The organism is Chlorogloeopsis fritschii PCC 6912, from assembly GCF_000317285.1.
GTDB classification, from domain to species: domain Bacteria; phylum Cyanobacteriota; class Cyanobacteriia; order Cyanobacteriales; family Nostocaceae; genus Chlorogloeopsis; species Chlorogloeopsis fritschii.
Genome location: NZ_AJLN01000065.1, coordinates 26,286 through 44,565, shown reverse-complemented (window position 1 = coordinate 44,565; position 18,280 = coordinate 26,286). Strand labels below are relative to the sequence as shown.

Below are 18,280 nucleotides of genomic sequence, written 5' to 3'. Positions count from 1 at the left end.
TAATTTTCTTAATTGAATTGAAAATTCATTATTTCTACTGAAGTATTTTTTAGCTATAAATTATACATTCATAAATCATGGCTTTAAGCCTTTATCAAAGCTAAATATCGGTAAAGTTAGTTTAAATTATACCTGCAAATTTACCTTAATAGTTTTTGAGGTAAATGTCCTTAACTATGCACTCCTGAAACTTTAAAGTTTTGGGTGAATTGAAAATGGCAATTTCTCGATGAATTGTCAAGAAAAAATCCTGCCTCTTTTGGCAGGACAAATGTTGATTGAATAAACACACTTCCATCATGCCAAAACCCAAGCAAATTTTCAAACAGCCATCAAATTTCTATCGTTCTTTGGTAGCAACAGCATTATTAGCTAATGGCATTTTCCAGTTTGTTGCACCTGTATTAGCTGAAGGAACCGCTGCTGGACAGTCTATCAGCAACACGGCGACTGCTACTTACGAAGACCCAGATAACCCAGGTAACACAATAAATGCAACATCCAACACTGTTACCGTAACAGTAGCGGAAGTAACAGGTATTAACGCCCAAGCAATTGGTATAGACGATAGTACAGGTGGTACAGTTCAAGTAGGTGACGTATTAACTTACAGATTCGCAGTTACTAACATTGGTAACGATCCTACCAAGTTCAATATTCCTACCGCAGTCACACTGACGCAATCAATAGCAGGTGCAGGTACAGTAGGAACTATAGAATATAGTACAGATGGTGGTGTAACCTGGATTTCCGCTGCAACTACCCCGGTAACAGCTGACCCAGTTCCAGTATATACTCCAGGTGTGAAGATCGGCTCAACTACAGTTGATGTGGGTACGGTATTAGTTCGCGTACCCGTAACGGTTAATCCTGCTGCCACACCAGGTACAACTATTAACGTCCGATTAGGTAATACACCCGATCCTAATACTCAAAACCAACCTTCAAGCGTGAGCACAGCTACTGAAGAACTTAGCACCAAAGATTTAGATGATAGCGATCCTAATGATGTAGATGGTTCACCAATAGGGGGAGAGAAAGAAGCATCTGCAAATCAAACGGCGACTGTTGGTAATAAAGATTACGCTCTGGCAACCTTAAAGAAAACTCAGACTAACTATAGCAACAATAGTACCCTAAGTATCATCACTGATGATACTATCATCTATGGATTAAGCCTGAAAGTTGAAAGTAGCGATACTACAGGACAGAATATTACACCTTCTGCATTAAAGGGTAGCTCAATTACTGTAGACGGTGTTTCGGAATCTCGTATTTTGATTTCTGATGCTATTCCCGCAGATACAGAATTAGACTTAAGTACACCACCTACACCACCTAATGCAAATTGGGAACCTGTTTATACTACCGATCTTGTAACTACAGATGCTAACGCAGCCGGATGGAAACGCTTTAATGCTGGAGCGTTACAAAGTGGTGATACAGTAACAAGTGTCACTCGCGTCGGTTTTATTAACACAAATGCGATTACTTCTGTTCCAGCTAATGGAACAGAGATTACTGGCTTCTCAATCAAAGTTAAAGTTAAATCAACAGCTACAGCACCTTTAACTATTGCTAACATAGCCCAAGTATTTGGTAGCACAGACAGTAATAACCTGCCAGTATACGATGAATCAGGCGACAACAACCCCAGTAACTACGATCCTACTAGCGGTAATACATTAAAGTTTCCGGGAACTGATAGCAATGGTGATGGTGTCCCGGATACTATAGCAGCTGGTGATGTGGATGACGGTTATATTAATACACCAACTAATCCAGAGACAGGCTCAGAAGCCACTAACAATGGTAACGATGGTACTGGGCCTCTTGGTGAAGCTAATGTTTTGACAATTAATACATCTAGTCTGTTCAATGGCCCCAATGGCCAACCAGGAGCCTTAGGCCCTACCAATGATAATAATACGGACTTTACTAACAAGTCTTCTCTTGTTCCTGCTAATACAACACCCGGTAGCACTATCGATCCATCGGTGGTGACATTTACTAACACTGTTCAAAATGGTGGTAGTGCTTCCGCTTCCATTGTTTTAGTACCCACACCGCCAGCAACAGCCACAGATTTACCTTCAGGTACTACAGTAACAATTACCGATCCTGACAATACATCGAATACAGCAACATATACCTATAATGGTTCTGCTTTTACTTTAACTAGCGGTACACCAGTGACACTGACTGTTGGTGCTGCTAGCACAGACAATTACACTGTGGATGTTAACTTACCAGCAGGTACTCCACTCTCTACAGACACAGAAAAAGGTTATCCAGTACCCATTACAGCATTTGTTGATGGTGATGCTGACAAGGTGCTAGATTCTGGTGAAATAACTAATATCACCATTGACCGTGTATATACTGGCTTCTTGAAGTTGGTGAAGTTCTCCCGAATATTAAAGGGAACAGGCCCTGATGTAGGTGCTGGTCAGGGTGATTTTGAAAGTACACCGACAACCAATGGTTACGATCCTAATACCAGTGTTGCTGATGTACCAAGAACTCCTGCACCGGGTAACATTATCGAGTATCAAATCCGTTACAAGAATATTGCTGCTGAAGATAATGTGAGCAGTACATCTAGTAATAACGTTGTTCTTAATGTTAACAATTTGGTAATTACTGAAAGTGGTATTTTAGGCGCTAACAGTAATTGGGCCTTAGATAATGATACAAACGGAATCATTGATACTAGTAACGTTGTTGGTTCTGCTGTAGATTCTGTCCCCGCAAGCGCAACAATTACTCATTTTGAAGGTGCGGCTGGTAATACTTCTGCTTCAGACCAAACAGGTATTACACAGGATGATGATGTTACCAAGTATGTGAATACTATCACGGTACAAATTGCGCCTGGTGTGCAAAGAACCTTTACTTTCCAACGGAAGGTGAACTAGGAGGAAATTGTAGGTTGGATTTGTTTACACCAACCTACATAGATACGTTGAACCCAGAACTTTTGAAATTAAAATAGGTATTAGCCATGAAAAGTTTTTCTCTTGCTAGTATTGGAGCAGTTGCGATCATTGCCGCAACACCATTTGTTACACTGACATTAGTATTAACACCTGTGTGGCAGCCCAGTAGTGCGATCGCTCAAAACGCCAAAAAAGGGCCAGTACAATTGCGCCTAGAAGCAGAAAAAAAAGTGGTGCAACAAGATAAGCAAGGTAAGCAAATAGTTACTTGGCAAGCTTTGCAAGGGAAAGTAACGGTGCAACCGGGAGACGTATTGCGTTATATAGTAACGGGTGGCAACAATGGCGATAAAGCAGTGAAGAACCTCACCATCAATCAACCAATTCCCCAAGGAATGGTGTATGTACTGAAATCTGCTACAGTCAACGAAAAACAAGGCGCAAAGATTACCTACAGCATTGACGGCGGACGTAGCTTTGTTGAAAATCCCACAATCAAAGTTACTCTCTCGAATGGCAAACAAGAGACTCGTCCAGCACCAGCAACTGCTTACACTCATATCCGCTGGAATTTTGGCACATCTGTTCCCGCCCAAGAGAAAGTAAAGGGAACTTATCAAGCTCAGGTGCGCTAAGTCGATTTTAGATTTTTGTTTTTAGAGACGTTGCAACATAACGTCTCTAAAGAAATCGTCAAAAATTTCCACAGATCTGGGTGCAGGCTCAAACCCAGTTATCGTCAACTTTAACAGGAGAAAAATTCAGTGCGCCGTCAAAGTTTGCGACATCAGATTTCTGATGGTGGCTGGTTTCAGCATTTCGCAGCAACCATTTTAGTGGGAAGTTTTTTACAGAGTCCAATACCTGTTTTTGCTCAAATCAATAACGGGATTGCGCCTACAGCAATCACTAACCAAGCTACATATATCTATACAGATCCTAGCAGTAAACATACATATCAAGGCAGTTCTAGTTCAATTAACGCTCGTTCTAAACCCTTAATTGACCCTTTAGGGCGGATTTTAGGTTGTGGAGGGCAAGTTCTACCTGATTATCAAGGCTTTTCTATGGCTTTGTACGAACCTAATCCCAACGATCCGACGGGTACGGAACTAGGAAAATTGCTTTCCCTAACTAGAACAGAGGTTCCCGATATTCCTAATAACGGTATTCCTAAAGGAGTCAACCCAAATTCGGAAAACAGTAACCCCTTCTTCCTCACGAATACAAGTGAGGGTTACTACAACTTCTTATTTGACCAAAATAAGGGGCAAACTGCGAAGGGTAAAACTTATATTTTGGTAGTCAATCCGCCTGCTGACTCTATTTATACCCAACGGCGGATCAAATTAGAAATAGTGGACAGCACGGGTGAAGGTGAAAACCTGCTCGTCCAGTATACCGCTACTTCTTTAGATGGTTTGCCAATCAGTATTGAAGGTCAAACCCAGCTGAGTCACACAGTTTTAATATCTGACGCTGAACGAATCGGACTAGAGTTATTACCCTTGCAATTGGACTTGGGATTGTGCCAAACACAACAGGTGCAGATTATCAAAACAGGCGATCGCGCAACCGCTGAACCGGGAGATACGGCAATTTACCGCCTGTCACTCAAAAATCTTGTTGATACTGATTTGCATAACATAGTAGTGACTGATACCTTACCGCTAGGTTTCAAATTTCTGCCTAAATCCGTGCGGGGTGAGGCTGATGGTCAGCTAGTCAACGTCACAGCAGAAACTAGTGGTTCACAAATCATATTTCGGACTACAGCAACTATTCCATCTGGAAAGGTACTAAATATTGCTTACGCTGCTCAACTGACTCCCGATGCTGTACGTGGTTCCGGGCGGAATTCAGCAATTGTCAATGCCCGAAGGACTGACAACAATTTCGCTGTCAAAGACGGGCCAGCAACACATCAATTGAAAATTCGACCGGGAATAGTCTCTGACTGTGGCACAATCATCGGTCGCGTGTTTGTAGACAAAAACTTTGATGGCGAGCAACAACCTGGTGAACCTGGGGTTCCTAATGCAGTGATTTTCATGGCAGACGGTAACCGCATCACCACAGATCCAAATGGTTTGTTCTCCATTGCCAACGTATTACCAGGAAATCACACAGGCGTTCTCGATCTCAGCAGTCTTCCCGGTTATACTCTCGCACCCAATCGACGCTTCCGCGAACGCAATAGCCAATCTCGTTGGGTGCGTTTAGAGCCTGGTGGCATGGTACGCATGAACTTCGCAGTCACGGAGGCGAAGAAATGAAAACCAAATTGCGCCACATCAATATTTTCTATTTGACATTAATCGGGGCTGTGAGTTTGGTTGTGTACCCTGTCATAGCTAAGGCAGAAAATTCTGTGGTTGCACAGCAGCAGAACCTGACTGAAGAACCTTCAAACGGAGATTTCCTCCCCTCTTTGTTAACTGAGAAGGCAGTAGAAATCACAGATAATACCAAATCCGAATCGAATACCCTCTTTTACCCTACAGGCTGGAAGCCTGTGGCTATACAAACAAAGCCCGCCTACGCGGGCTATACAAAAAAGGGTTTGAACAACTCGATTTGGTATAAGTTAGATGTTGGACTGATAAATCAACCATCCACTAAATCTGAGCCAGAACCCGTTGGTATACAGCCATTTCAACCAGCATCTGATATCCAATTGCCTAGAGGCTTACAACAAGTAGCATCTGGAAGTACCGAAAAGCAATCTGTTACTGGTGCTATACGGCCCTTTCAACCAGCATCTGATATCAAGTTACCTAGAGGTCAAAAAATCGCCAATGGTGCAGAGGATGTAGGGAAGCAGGGAAACAAGGATACACAAACACCAATCCCTTCCATTGCAACCTGGGTAAAAATCCTCTCTCCCACGCCCGACACCGTAGTTGATGTAGCCGCTACTACGGTAATTGTGCAGTTTCCTGAAGGTGCAAGTGTGGAATTGCGGGTGAATGGCAACTTAGCAGACACCTCCCTGATTGGACGGACAGCAACTGATGCGACAACACATTTAGTAACGCAGACATGGTATGGCGTCTCCTTAAAGGAAGGAGAAAATATTATCACTGCCCAAATAGTAGGTTCTGCTGAATCTCCTGTAAGTGCGCGGGTAATAGTAAGAGGCGCACCCACACAAATGAAGTTAGAGACTGTGGAGGGAAGGATCCCAGCAGATGGACGTGCCACGGCAACAGTGAAAGGACAATTGCTAGATAGTAATCACAACCGCTCTAAATGGGATGCTGTTGTCACTTTGACATCAACTGCTGGAGAGTTTGTGGGGACAGATTTCAAGCCCAATCAACCAGGATTTCAGGTGGAAATTAAGGAAGGGGAATTCACAGCCAACCTGAAATCAAGTTTAAATGCTCAAACAGTAACAATCAGAGCTAACACTATTAATTTAGAAGCCTTTACTCAACTGCAATTTGAAACAGCGCTGCGTCCTAGTATTGTCACTGGTGTGGTGGATCTGCGTTTAGGAGCTAGAGGTACAAATTATTACGGTAGTTTCCGTGATTTTCTCCGCCCTGACAAAGACAACAGAACGCAATTGGATTTTAACTCGGCGGTATTTGCTACGGGTGCGATCGGTGATTGGTTGTTTACTGGTGCATATAATAGTTCTCGCAGCCTCAACGAAAACTGCAACTGTGATAATCGCCTGTTTCGCAGTTATCAATTCAGTGAGCAAAACTATCCTGTTTACGGTGATAGCTCCAGAGCAGATGTTGTCGCTCCTTCGATTGACAGCGTATATCTGCGTTTTGAGCGTTCAACTAGCATTCCTGGTACGGCTCCCGATTATGCCATGTGGGGTGACTACAACACAGAAGAGTTTGCTCGCCCATCACAGCAATTTACCTCGATCACCCGCCAACTCCACGGTTTGAAAGCCAACTACACCTTGGGAAATTTTCAATTTACAGGTTTCTACGGCAACCATCTAGAAGGTTTCCAACGGGATACTATTGCTCCCGACGGTACTAGCGGCTATTACTTCCTCTCTCGCCGCATACTGGTTCCAGGTAGCGAAAATGTTTTTCTAGAGTTAGAAGAACTGAATCGTCCCGGTAGTGTACTGGAACGCAAGCAGCTAAACCGAGGGCCAGACTACGAAATCGATTACGATCGCGGTACTTTATTATTCCGCCAACCGATTCTCCGCACTGATGTCGATCAAACTGGACAAGTTTTAGTTCGTCGGATTGTTGTTACCTACCAATACGACAGCAAAGACTCTAACAGCAATATCTATGCAGGTCGCTTGCAATACAATTTGTCTCGTACCTTTAATCAAGAAAGTTGGTTAGCCGCAACTTACATTAAAGAAAATCAAGGGTTGCGCGGCTTTGAACTCTACGGCGCAGATGCAGCGATCGCTCTGGGTGATAAGGGTAAGTTGATAACAGAATATGCCCATTCCACTAATGATTCTGATGTGATGGGCAAAGTTAGTGGTGAAGCTTATCGTATAGAAGCCCAAGGGCAGATATTCAAAGCTATCCAAGGACGTGCCTATTATCGTTTTGCCGATACGGGTTTTGCCAATAATGCCACTATTAGCTTTGTACCTGGTCAAACTCGTTATGGAGCACAGTTAACAGGTCGAGTTTCCCCAACTACAAATCTACGAGTGCAATACGACCACGAAGATAATTTTGGCATCGCTCCCCAACCACTAGATACCTTTGCAGAACTGTTTGCACCCCGTGTTCAAGCAATCCCTGGTAGTAAAGTTGATAACTCCCTGACAACGATTACCGCCGGGATTCAACAACGCTTTGGTCGTACCACTGTTGATGTGGACTGGATTCATCGCAACCGAGAAGATCGGATTCCGACAAATGCCCTCACTAGTAAATCCGATCAATTGCGATCGCGCCTCACTCTCCCCCTCGCAAAGAACCTCACTTTCCAAGCCCAAAATGAACTGACCTTATCTTCCACAAAAGATACTGTTTATCCAGACCGTACTATCTTGGGGCTGAATTGGGCTGTAATTCCTGGTGTCAATGTCAGTCTTGCTCAACAGTTTTACACTGGCGGTCAATTTTCAGGTAACTCCATTACTAGCCTCAGTGTCAATGGCGAATACAAACTCGGTTCAGATACTACCTTAATTGGTCGTTACTCAATTTTAGGCGGTGCTAACGAACTGACTACTCAAGGTGCAATTGGTTTGAATAATCGCTGGACTATTGCTCCTGGTTTGCGGCTGAATCTGGCTTACGAACACGTATTTGGTAGTTTCTTCAGACGGACTGCTGTGGGTTCGCAATTTGCTCAACCCTTTGCTCCCGGACAAAGTGCCTCTGCGATTGGGTTTGATGGTGGCGATAGTTACAGCGTTGGCTTAGAATACAGCGATAATCCTGAGTTTCAGGCTAGCGCTCGCTACGAGCATCGTAGTTCCTCTGGTGGTTCCAATACCGTCATCTCAGCAGCTGCTACGGGTAAAATTTCTCCTGCTCTCACAGCTTTGGTACGTTATCAGCAAGCAAGTTCTGCCAATCAAAAGCTGACGGGACTCCCAGATACAGCAAACTTGAAGGTGGGTTTAGCCTACCGCGATCCTGACAACGATAACTTTAACGCCTTATTGCGTTATGAATATCGCAAAAATCCAGCAACCATCCCTGACACCATCCTTTTCGGAAGTGGAACGGGTTCTGAGGATCATACCTTTGCCTTAGAAGCTATCTACGCTCCTAACTGGCAATGGGAATTCTATGGCAAATACGCTCTGCGTCATAGCACCTCTTATCTAGCGAATGATTTAGTGGGCACGAGTACGGCAAATCTAGGACAACTGCGAGCTACCTATCGCCTGGGATATAGCTGGGATTTGGTAGGTGAGGCTCGCATCATTAATCAATCTAACTACACTGAAACAGGCTTTGTCCTAGAAGCAGGCTACTACCTCAATCCCAACCTGCGCCTTGCTGTGGGATATGCCTTTGGTAAAGTCGATGACCGAGATTTTTCCGGTACACGTTCCGCAGGCGGCCTCTATTTGGGCTTAACACTCAAACTCAACGAATTATTCGATGGCTTTGGACAGCAGAAAGTTGCTCCACCCCAGCAACAAGAATCTGCGGTGAAATCGGTGGTTGATCGAGCAGGGGAAAGTAGGAAATTAAAAATATGAAACTATTGATGTGGAAACCTATATCAAGCGATCGCCCAGTAAATACCGATAACACTGGTAGATTCACCGCAAGATTGGGAAACCTAAAGGCTGGAGAACGGGTAAGTGCGATCGCTATTCATCCCCAGTATGGAACATCTGAACCAGCCTATCCTGCATTAATTCGTCCTATCAGGAATTATTAATGCTCCCCTCATATTTAACCTAATTTTTAACTTGGATACTCGGTTTTTATCTCAAAATCAAATATATGGAACTCATCATCAAAACAACTAGAAACATTGCTAAAAGACTGAAGTTATGCTGGCGTTTCATATTTAGAAATATTCTTAAAAATATTCCAAAGTTGTTAGTTAATATATTGATACTTTTTACTAAAAATGTCCTATGTTTATTCAGTGAACTATCATGTAATTTCACTAAAAAACAGAAGAAACAACCAGTTAAAAAACACAAATTTGCCAGATTTATAATAACTACCTTAACAGCCTTTATATTTACTATTAATTTTACAGGAATTGGGCTATTTTTTTCACCACCAGCGTTAGCCGCAGCTAGTTTAATTATTGAACCCCTAACATGGGATTTTGTGGGGTTAGATAGTAATAACGTTAACGTTGGCCCAAATACTTATGTTATTGGGGCGCGAGTCTGTAATGTAGGTAGTAGTCCAGCTAATAACTTAACGATAACATTTAATGCTAGTGGAAGCAGTGCCATTAGTTTACAATTTCCTGCATTTCAAACTATAAGTAAAAACACAGTTCCCGGTATTCCTCAATTAGTTTCATTACCGAGTGGGCCAGATCCAGAAATTGCTTATCCTAACTCAGGAGGAGGACAAACTAGAAGAGCAAAGTACAACATTAACTTTACTCCTCCTAATTGTTTTGATGCTTATTACAACATTAAAGTTGCTCGTAACCCTAGCTCTTATGACGCCACATTACCATATCAAATTACAGCTTCTGCTGATAATACCAGCCCTGTTTCTACCCCAGCCGGTAGACAATTGTATGTAGAAAGATTAATTTCTCAAGCACGTAACAGCATCTTGTCTTTTACTAACTTAACCACCGGTTCTAACACTGTTTACGTGGGTGGAACTTATGATTTTGCACTCAAAGCTGCAACAGCTACAGCTTATCCCCAGTTAGTATTAACTTCAGACTTTCCTAATATTGTTTTTCAATTATTGCGGGTAAAAACTACTTACGAAACTCCCACAGGAACAGTAAATAGTACCGTTTATGCTGATGCTTGTGGGTGGATTTCCGATCCGAGTTTTATAGGTTATCATACGAGTTCTAGTGCTTGTAATGGCATTAACTATCCTAAACAGTATGGTGATGGCAGTGATAGTGATGCCAAAGTTGGTAATAATGTAACTACTGTTTATACTATTAAAGTTTTAGCAATGCCATCTACTGCTGGTGTAGCTAACCCTGTACCAGTCAGTCACTTAATTTTAGATTATTCTGGTTCTAGTTATCACTACAACGCTGATAATGGTACAGGTTTAGGACTAACATACATTACAGTTGTAGACGCTCCAGATTTAACTATTAACAAAACTGCACCGACTAGTCCTTTAACCGTTGGCACAAATTTCAACTATACATTAAATATTTCCAACCTCAGCACCACAGCCGGAACTAATGGTACAACTACTATCCAAGAAAACCTTCCTAGTGGAATGCAATTTCAAAGTTTCACTGGTAGCGGTTGGAGTTGTAAAAATGCTTTAGGTAATGCTTGCACTGCGGGAGATCAAGGAACATTAAATTTCTCTAATTCTGGTGTAATTCCTGCTAATGGTACAAGTAGTATTACCTTAACTGTTAAGCCCACAATTAGCGGTAGCAATATTGCTAATACTGCGACTGTTTCCACACCCAATGATAAAGATACAACTAATAATTCCTCAACGGTTAACGTTAATGTTAACCCTGCACCAGATTTAAAAATTACTAAAACCGGTTCTGTGAGTGTTGGTCAAGGACAAACTGGTGTAAGTTATACTCTAGCAGTGCAAAATATTGGTACAGTCAGCACTTCCGGTACAATCACAGTTACAGATACCTTACCGACTGGTTTAACACCAAACGCTACAAAAATCAGTACAGATAACACTGCTAATGGTTGGACTTGTAATACTTCTGGGCAAGTAGTAACTTGTACTCGCAGTGATACTTTTGCCGCCAGTGCAAATTTACCCAACATCATTATTACCGCAGATGTCCCTGCTAACGCTACGGCGGGTGTAGTCACTAACACTGCAACTGTGTCAGGTGGTGGGGATGGTAACGCCAGCAATAATACAGCTAACTTGTCAGTGCAGATTGGTTCATCACCTGATTTAACGATTAGTAAAACCAGTACTCCAACATCTTTTACTAAAGGTGGGACAGCAACATACAACCTCACCGTCAATAATATTGGCAATCAGGCGACAAATGGGGCAACAATTACAGTTACAGATATCTTACCTACAGGGATAACTGCCAATTTCACTAACCCTAGTACATTCAATGGTTGGACTTGTAACGCTAGCGGACAAACGGTAACTTGTAGTAGCACCGTTAACTTAGTTGCTACTACAGGAACTTCTACCTTTGGCTTACCTGTAACTATTAGTGCTGCTGCTTCTGGGAATAGCTTTGTTAACCAAGCCCTAGTATCTGTTCCTGGAGATGGCAATATTAACAATAACTCTACAACCTTAACTACTGGTACAGGCCCAGATGTGACTATTTTGAAAATTGCTTCTGGTAATTTTAGTGCTGGTGGTACAGGTAATTATGCCATCACTGTGAGCAATATTGGCGGAACAACAACAACAGGAGCGATTACATTTAACGATACCATCAGTGATGCGAAAGTTGCTTATAGTTCCTATTCTGCCCCTGCTGGATGGACTTGTACAGGTTCAGCCCAAACTTTTAGTTGTACTAATCCTAGCCCTAATTTAGCTCCGGGTGCATCTGCAACTATTAATGTCACCGTCAGTATCGCTTCTGGGGTGGCGCAAACTGTTCCTAATACAGTGACTATTGACACGACTAATAATGGTGGTGATACTAACACAACTAATAATAGTTCTAGTACAACTACAGGTTCAGGTGCTGTTCCTGATTTAACCGTTTCTAAGTCTCTATCAGGTGGCACTTATACCATCACAGTTGGTAATAGTAGCGCCGCTACCGCTTCCACTCCCAACAACCGCGCCGTTACCATGACTGATACCCTCCCTAGTGGAGTGACGGTGAGTAATGTAAATACTACTGCTACTAATATTAATGGCTGGAGTTGTACGAGAACTACTACCAATCCCATTGTAGTTACTTGTACCATTCAACAGGCAATTGCCGCCGGTAATAATTACCCAGCTATTACTCTCAACGTTTCCGGTTTACCAACTTCGGGTAGTTTTATCAATACTGCTAACGTTGCTTTTCCTCCTAATACCTATGAGTTAAACACTAGCAATAATAGTGTTAGTTTAACTACAACTATACCCACTGCCCAAGATTTAACTATTAGTAAAATTGGCCCAACTACCTTAGCCCAAGGACAAAGCGGAAATTATATCCTGCGAGTTCGTAACCTTGGACAAACTGCAACTACAGCAACTCAAATTTTCGTCACTGATACCTTACCCACAGGAATGACAGCAACTTCCGCTAGCGGTACGGGATGGACTTGTCCCACGGTAGGCGCTACTGTCAGTTGTAATCGCAGTGATGCTTTAGCTGCTGGTTCTAGCTATCCAGATATTACAGTTGCGGTAGAGGTTGCGGGTAATGCAACTACGGGTACGAGAACAAATACTGCCCAGGTTACAGGTACTAATGTTTTTCCTGCAACTGCTCCCACTGCGGCGGGTGGTGAAACAAATACAGCTAATAACACTAGTTCTGTCAACATTAATATTACAGGTGTACCAGATTTAACCATTAGTAAAACTGATTCTGGTTCATTTACTCAAGGAGGAACTGGTAGTTATACTCTGACTGTAACTAATAGTGGTTCTGCGGCTACTAATGGTCAAATCACAGTCACAGATACTTTACCAACTGGGATTACGCCTAATTTTACTAGTCCTACTACCTTTAGTGGATGGAGTTGTAGTTACACAGGACAAACTGTAACTTGTACTAATAGCACTGTAATTAATGCTGCTGGTACTTCTAGCTTGACTTTGCCAGTGAATATTAGTACTACTGCGGCAAGTAGTGTCACTAATAATGCGATCGCTTTTGGTGGTGGTGAGTCCAATAGTAGCAATAACACCGCTAGTAAAACGACGACGGTTAATAGTGTTCCTGACTTAACTATTCTCAAAACCCATACACCCAGTAACTTTACCCAAGGACAAACGGGTAGTTATACCTTGAGTGTGGTCAATATCGGTAATGCGGCTACATCGGGCACAGTTACAGTTACAGATACCTTACCAGCAACTTCAGGATTAACCGCTACAACTGCTAGCGGTACAGGTTGGAGTTGTACAATTAGTGCCAATCAACTCACGGTAACTTGTACTACTAGCGATGCTTTAAATGGTGGTAATAATGCTTATCCCGATATTACGATTGGTGTGAATGTCTCTAGTACAGCACCTACATCTCCTACACCTGTGAACTCTGCCACTGTCTCCGGTGGGGGTGATACTAATAATGGTAATAACACAGCTACCGATTCCACGCCGATTGTTGCTCCTGCTGGTACTCCTGATTTAACAATTATCAAAACCCATACAGGTAATTTCGATCAAGGTGGTACAGGTTCTTACAGCCTGACTGCGAGCAATGTGGGAAGTGTAGCTGTTGCGAATGGGACTACTGTAACGGTAACAGATTCCCTACCGCCTGATTTAAGTGCTGCTCCTCCTACGGCTAGTGGTACGGGTTGGAGTTGTTCTCATACTGGTAACTCCACAACTGGCTATACAGTGACTTGTACTCGCAATGATGGTTTAACGGCTGGTAGTAGTTATCCTGTAATTACTTTAGGGGTGACAGTCAGTAATAATCCCCGTAATGAATTATTTAATAGTGCCAGTGTTGCTTTAGCGATCGCAGAAAATAATGTCAGTAATAATTACGTCAATGACACAACCTATATTAATCAAACGGATTTAAGTATTACCAAAACAGCACCAGCTACTTTAAGTCCGGGACAAAATGGTGCAGTTTATACCCTGAGTGTAGTTAACGTTGGTGGTAAAGCTACTAATGGTTCGACTGTTACCGTGAGTGATACTTTACCAGCAGGATTAACTCCTACTGCTGCTAGTGGTGCGGGTTGGACTTGTGGTATTAGTGGACAAACTGTAACTTGTACGAGAACTTCTGTGTTAGCTGCTAATGGTGCGGCTTATCCAGATATTAGTTTGACAGTGAATGTAGCAGCTAGCCCTCCGACTTACATTGTCAATACTGCTAGTGTTTCCGGTGGTGGAGATATCAATACTAGTAATAATGAGAACTCTGTGGGTACTTCAACTGGTACGGATTTAGCAATTAGCAAAACCCATACTGGTACATTCCTCAAAGGTGGAACGGGAACTTTTAATCTACTGGTGAGTAATGTTGGTGGTAGCGCTACTAGTGGTACTGTGACGGTGACAGATACTTTAGTAACCGGATTTACTCCTACTGCTGCTAGCGGTACGGGTTGGAGTTGTAATGTTAGCGGTCAAACGGTTACTTGTACTCGCAGTGATAGCCTAGCATCTGGACAAAGTTACAATCCGATTCTCATTAATGTGAATATTTCTGGTACTGCTCCCAACTCTTTAACCAATACAGCGAGTGTATCTGGTGGTGGTGATGTGGTAAATATATCTAATAATAGTGGGACGGATACTGTTTATTTTGGTGCTGATATCACTATTGTCAAAACTCACTCTGGTACTTTTAGTTCTGGTCAATCGGGAACTTATAATTTAACGGTTTCTAATGTCGGTGGTGCTGCTAGTAGTGGCACTGTAACAGTGACGGATACCTTACCATCAGGATTTACTGCTACTGCTGCTGGTGGTTCAGGTTGGGCTTGTAGCCCCAGTACAGGCGCTGCTATTAGTTGTACTCGCAGTGATGGTTTAGCGGCTGGTAGTAGTTACCCTGCTGTGGCTGTAACTGTGTCTGTTCCTGCTAATCCTAATCCTGCTGTGACTAATACTGCTAATGTTGCCGGTGGTGGTGATGTTAATACTAATAACAACAGCAGTAGTGATACAGTTACTTTCTCTAATACTCCCAAGTTGTTGTTAGTGAAACGGATTACAGCTATTAATGGTGTGGATCTCACAGGATTTGTAGATAATACTGATGCTGCCGATCCTACTGCTCCTGATGATAATGATTCTAAATGGCCTGCTCCTAATACTACTTACCTACGTGGCAAAATTGATGGTGGCTTTGTCAAACCTGGGGATGTTTTGGAATATACGGTGTACTTCCTGTCTAAAGGTGGTGGTGATTCTAAAAATGTGACTATTTGCGATTTAGTCCCAGCAAACACGACTTTCCAATCCCAAGGTTTTAATAGTGATACTGGTATTACTATAGACACGGGTGCAACGGGTACAGATTTAGGGATTGCTTTAGGTTGGAGTTCTAGTAGTTTACCTACTACTCCCACTCAGCGCATGAGTAGCGATCATACTGATGGTGATCGCGGTCAATTTTTCCCTGCAAATACCGGAACTGGCGGTGCTACCTGTTCTGCTACTAATACCAACGGCGCTGTTGTAGTCAAAGTGGTTTCCAGTGGAAATGTGATACCTAAAGCGACGGGAGCAGGTACACCTGTTGATTCCTATGGTTTCATTCGCTTCCGCGCCCAGGTGAAGTAGGCTGTATTAGCTACTCATGTGATCGCCACTGTATATAGGTGTGCGATCGCCTGTTGTCACTTCTCGAAGTGTGTATTACATTTGAATTACACTAAAATTCGCAGAATCAAACATTAACTTGATGAATTCGCAGCAAGCAGAGCTTTATCAACGTATTCAAAAGTTCTCGTTGGATCGAAGCGATGCTCAGTTACCATTTAGCAAGCGGCTAGCACGAGATAACGGCTGGACGGTAGAATACAGCCAACGTGTTATTGACGAATACAAAAAGTTTGCTTTTTTAGCTATAGCTACTGGGCATCCCGTCACACCTTCAGATCAGGTAGATCAAGCTTGGCATTTACACCTGACTTACACGCGCTCCTACTGGGATGAATTTTGCGCTCAAGTATTGCAGACATCATTACATCACGAGCCTACTCGTGGCGGTAGCAATGAACAAAGTAAATTTGACTGCTGGTACGCTAAGACATTGGAAAGTTATGAATATTTCTTTGAACAGCCACCACCAGCCGAAATTTGGCCGCGAGCCGAGTTGCGTTTTGGACGAGATATACATTTTGTGCGGGTGAATACGCAGCAGAATTGGATTTTACCTAAGTTTTGTGTTAAAAATAGCGCGATCGCCCTCATAACATTGGTGTTAGCTATAGCGATCGTCGGTTGTACGCCACTGATGATAGATAGTATTCCCAACCCGCTTAACTTCAAAGGTTCAGAGTTTTTAGAGTTTTATATATTGCTAGGAGCAACAATTATTATCTGTGCAACCTTGTTGCGATGGTATTTGCGACAACCTGCCAAAAATCCGTTTGCAGAGACAGTTTCCCTTGATACTTATGAGACAGCTTATTTAGTTGAAGGTAAAGAATGGGCAGTGGCTACAGCAATTACTAGTTTGGTACAAAGAGGGTATTTAAAGCCACATCCAACAATACGTACTCTCACTTTAGAATCACCTTTACCCAAAGACAGCCAACCTTTAGAACAGGGTATTGAGAAAGCTGTAAAGGAGAATGGCAATATCAATATAGTTAGAGCAGCAGTCATAAATGCTACAGGCTCAATAGGAATACGTTTACAGGAACTTGGTCTGTTAGTATCAGAGAATCAAGGTAAGTCAGCACAAAAATTGCCTGCTTTTTTAATCTTTGCGTTACTGCTGCTTGGACTGAGCAAGATTTTAGTAGGAATTTCCCGACATAAACCAGTAGGATATTTGACTGTACTATGTATCGCTACAGCTTTAATTGGCTATTCTTTCCTAAAAACGCCGATTTTTCGTAGCCGATACGGCGAGCAAGTACTACAAAAGATTTACGCTCGCCATCAAAAATTCAGACAAGCGACAACGGTAAATCCTCAAATAGAAGTAGCACTGGCATTTGCCCTATTTGGTGCCTCTGTTTTAGTAGGTAGTCCTCTGGGTGATTTACGTAAAGTGTTGTATCCTCCCAGTTATAGTAGTGGTGATGGTGGCTCTAGTGGTGACGGTGGCTGTGGTGGCTGGGGCGGCGGTGATGGCGGTGGTGGTTGCAGCGGCTGCGGCGGTTGTGGAGGTTGTGGTGGTGGTGGGGATTAAGACTTTAGAGAGCCATCTTCAACCAACCAAAAACCTGCTCTACTGTTAACTCTAGTTCAATGCCCTTCAGCACTGGTAGGCGATCGCTTCCTTTCAATAATTCTGGTTGCTGCTGGGGAAGAAATACCAATACACTGCTATCATCAGGGTCAAGAAACCAGCCTAATTGACAACCGTTCTGTAGACAGTAAAGAATGTTACCAATCACTTTGTTAGGCTTTTGTTCAGGTGAGAGAATTTCAATAGTCCAGTCTGGATGTAGTTTAAAGTCGTCAGGTACTTCTCCATCGGCTGTGAAGGGAATCCGATTCCATTGAAACACAGCAACATCAGGCACAATTGAACGATTATTGAATGTACACCGCAGTTCAGGGAAGGCATAGGCAATTTTCTTTTCTTCAGTTATCTGGTTAATGACAGTGCAAAGTTTACCCTGTAAGCGGCTGTGTCTTCCCTTCGGCATTGGCTTTTGAATAATTTCACCATCTATGTATTCGTTAGCTGGTTTAGTTTCAGGGAGCTTGAGGAACTCCTCTAGGGTAATAGGTTGGGATGTTGTCGCAGTCATAGCTAACCTCTGGTTGGTTTACCCCCACCAAGTTGATGCAATCTTAGACGATTTGCTTTTATTCTTCAACTAACTCGTTAACTTCTACTTCATCTCGCTCAACTATTGCTTTTATTTGTAGGATGGGTAGAGCGCAAGCATTACCCATCATAATGTTGGG

General features: G+C 42.7%; 8 protein-coding genes. 7 read left to right on the top strand and 1 reads right to left on the bottom strand.

The features are described 5' to 3' along the window. Window positions 1-299 precede the first annotated feature (299 nt). The 7 genes from UYC_RS0111230 (at window position 300) to UYC_RS0111200 (ending at window position 17,552) form a co-directional block, all read left to right on the top strand. A complete protein-coding gene (locus UYC_RS0111230) occupies window positions 300-2,918 on the top strand; it encodes a beta strand repeat-containing protein (protein ID WP_016878888.1) in 2,619 nt (872 codons plus the stop codon). An 86-nt stretch (window positions 2,919-3,004) separates the two neighbouring features. Next, window positions 3,005-3,574, top strand: coding sequence for a DUF11 domain-containing protein (locus tag UYC_RS0111225; RefSeq protein WP_016878889.1), 570 nt, complete (start codon window positions 3,005-3,007; stop codon window positions 3,572-3,574). A 129-nt stretch (window positions 3,575-3,703) separates the two neighbouring features. After that, entirely contained in the window at window positions 3,704-5,215 is a 1,512-nt protein-coding gene (locus UYC_RS0111220; protein WP_016878890.1) for a DUF11 domain-containing protein, read from the top strand. Further along, window positions 5,212-9,108, top strand: a complete 3,897-nt coding sequence (locus UYC_RS0111215) for a TonB-dependent receptor (RefSeq protein WP_016878891.1) — start codon at window positions 5,212-5,214, stop codon at window positions 9,106-9,108. The genes UYC_RS0111220 and UYC_RS0111215 overlap by 4 nt, the downstream gene beginning before the upstream one ends. Further along, entirely contained in the window at window positions 9,105-9,293 is a 189-nt protein-coding gene (locus tag UYC_RS0111210; RefSeq protein ID WP_016878892.1) for a hypothetical protein, read from the top strand. The genes UYC_RS0111215 and UYC_RS0111210 overlap by 4 nt, the downstream gene beginning before the upstream one ends. 65 nt (window positions 9,294-9,358) lie before the next feature. Beyond that, a complete protein-coding gene (locus UYC_RS0111205; RefSeq protein ID WP_016878893.1) occupies window positions 9,359-15,970 on the top strand; it encodes a beta strand repeat-containing protein in 6,612 nt (2,203 codons plus the stop codon). A gap of 121 nt (window positions 15,971-16,091) precedes the next feature. Next, window positions 16,092-17,552 (top strand): TIGR04222 domain-containing membrane protein, encoded by a 1,461-nt coding sequence (locus tag UYC_RS0111200; RefSeq protein WP_016878894.1) that lies wholly within the window; start codon window positions 16,092-16,094, stop codon window positions 17,550-17,552. Between the two features lie 4 nt (window positions 17,553-17,556). Here the strand turns inward: UYC_RS0111200 and UYC_RS0111195 are convergent, their stop codons facing one another. Next, the gene (locus tag UYC_RS0111195; protein ID WP_016878895.1) at window positions 17,557-18,120 is read right to left on the bottom strand and encodes a Uma2 family endonuclease; all 564 of its coding nucleotides are present in this window, start codon (window positions 18,118-18,120) and stop codon (window positions 17,557-17,559) included. Between the last annotated feature and the right edge of the window lie 160 nt (window positions 18,121-18,280).

What these genes read in the sequence shown, in the direction of transcription:
- UYC_RS0111230 (WP_016878888.1), top strand. Translation starts at nt 300, where the DNA reads ATGCCAAAACCCAAGCAAATTTTCAAACAGCCATCAAATTTCTATCGT.
- UYC_RS0111225 (WP_016878889.1), top strand. Translation starts at nt 3,005, where the DNA reads ATGAAAAGTTTTTCTCTTGCTAGTATTGGAGCAGTTGCGATCATTGCC.
- UYC_RS0111215 (WP_016878891.1), top strand. Translation starts at nt 5,212, where the DNA reads ATGAAAACCAAATTGCGCCACATCAATATTTTCTATTTGACATTAATC.
- UYC_RS0111210 (WP_016878892.1), top strand. Translation starts at nt 9,105, where the DNA reads ATGAAACTATTGATGTGGAAACCTATATCAAGCGATCGCCCAGTAAAT.
- UYC_RS0111205 (WP_016878893.1), top strand. Translation starts at nt 9,359, where the DNA reads ATGGAACTCATCATCAAAACAACTAGAAACATTGCTAAAAGACTGAAG.
- UYC_RS0111200 (WP_016878894.1), top strand. Translation starts at nt 16,092, where the DNA reads ATGAATTCGCAGCAAGCAGAGCTTTATCAACGTATTCAAAAGTTCTCG.
- UYC_RS0111195 (WP_016878895.1), bottom strand. Translation starts at nt 18,120, where the DNA reads ATGACTGCGACAACATCCCAACCTATTACCCTAGAGGAGTTCCTCAAG.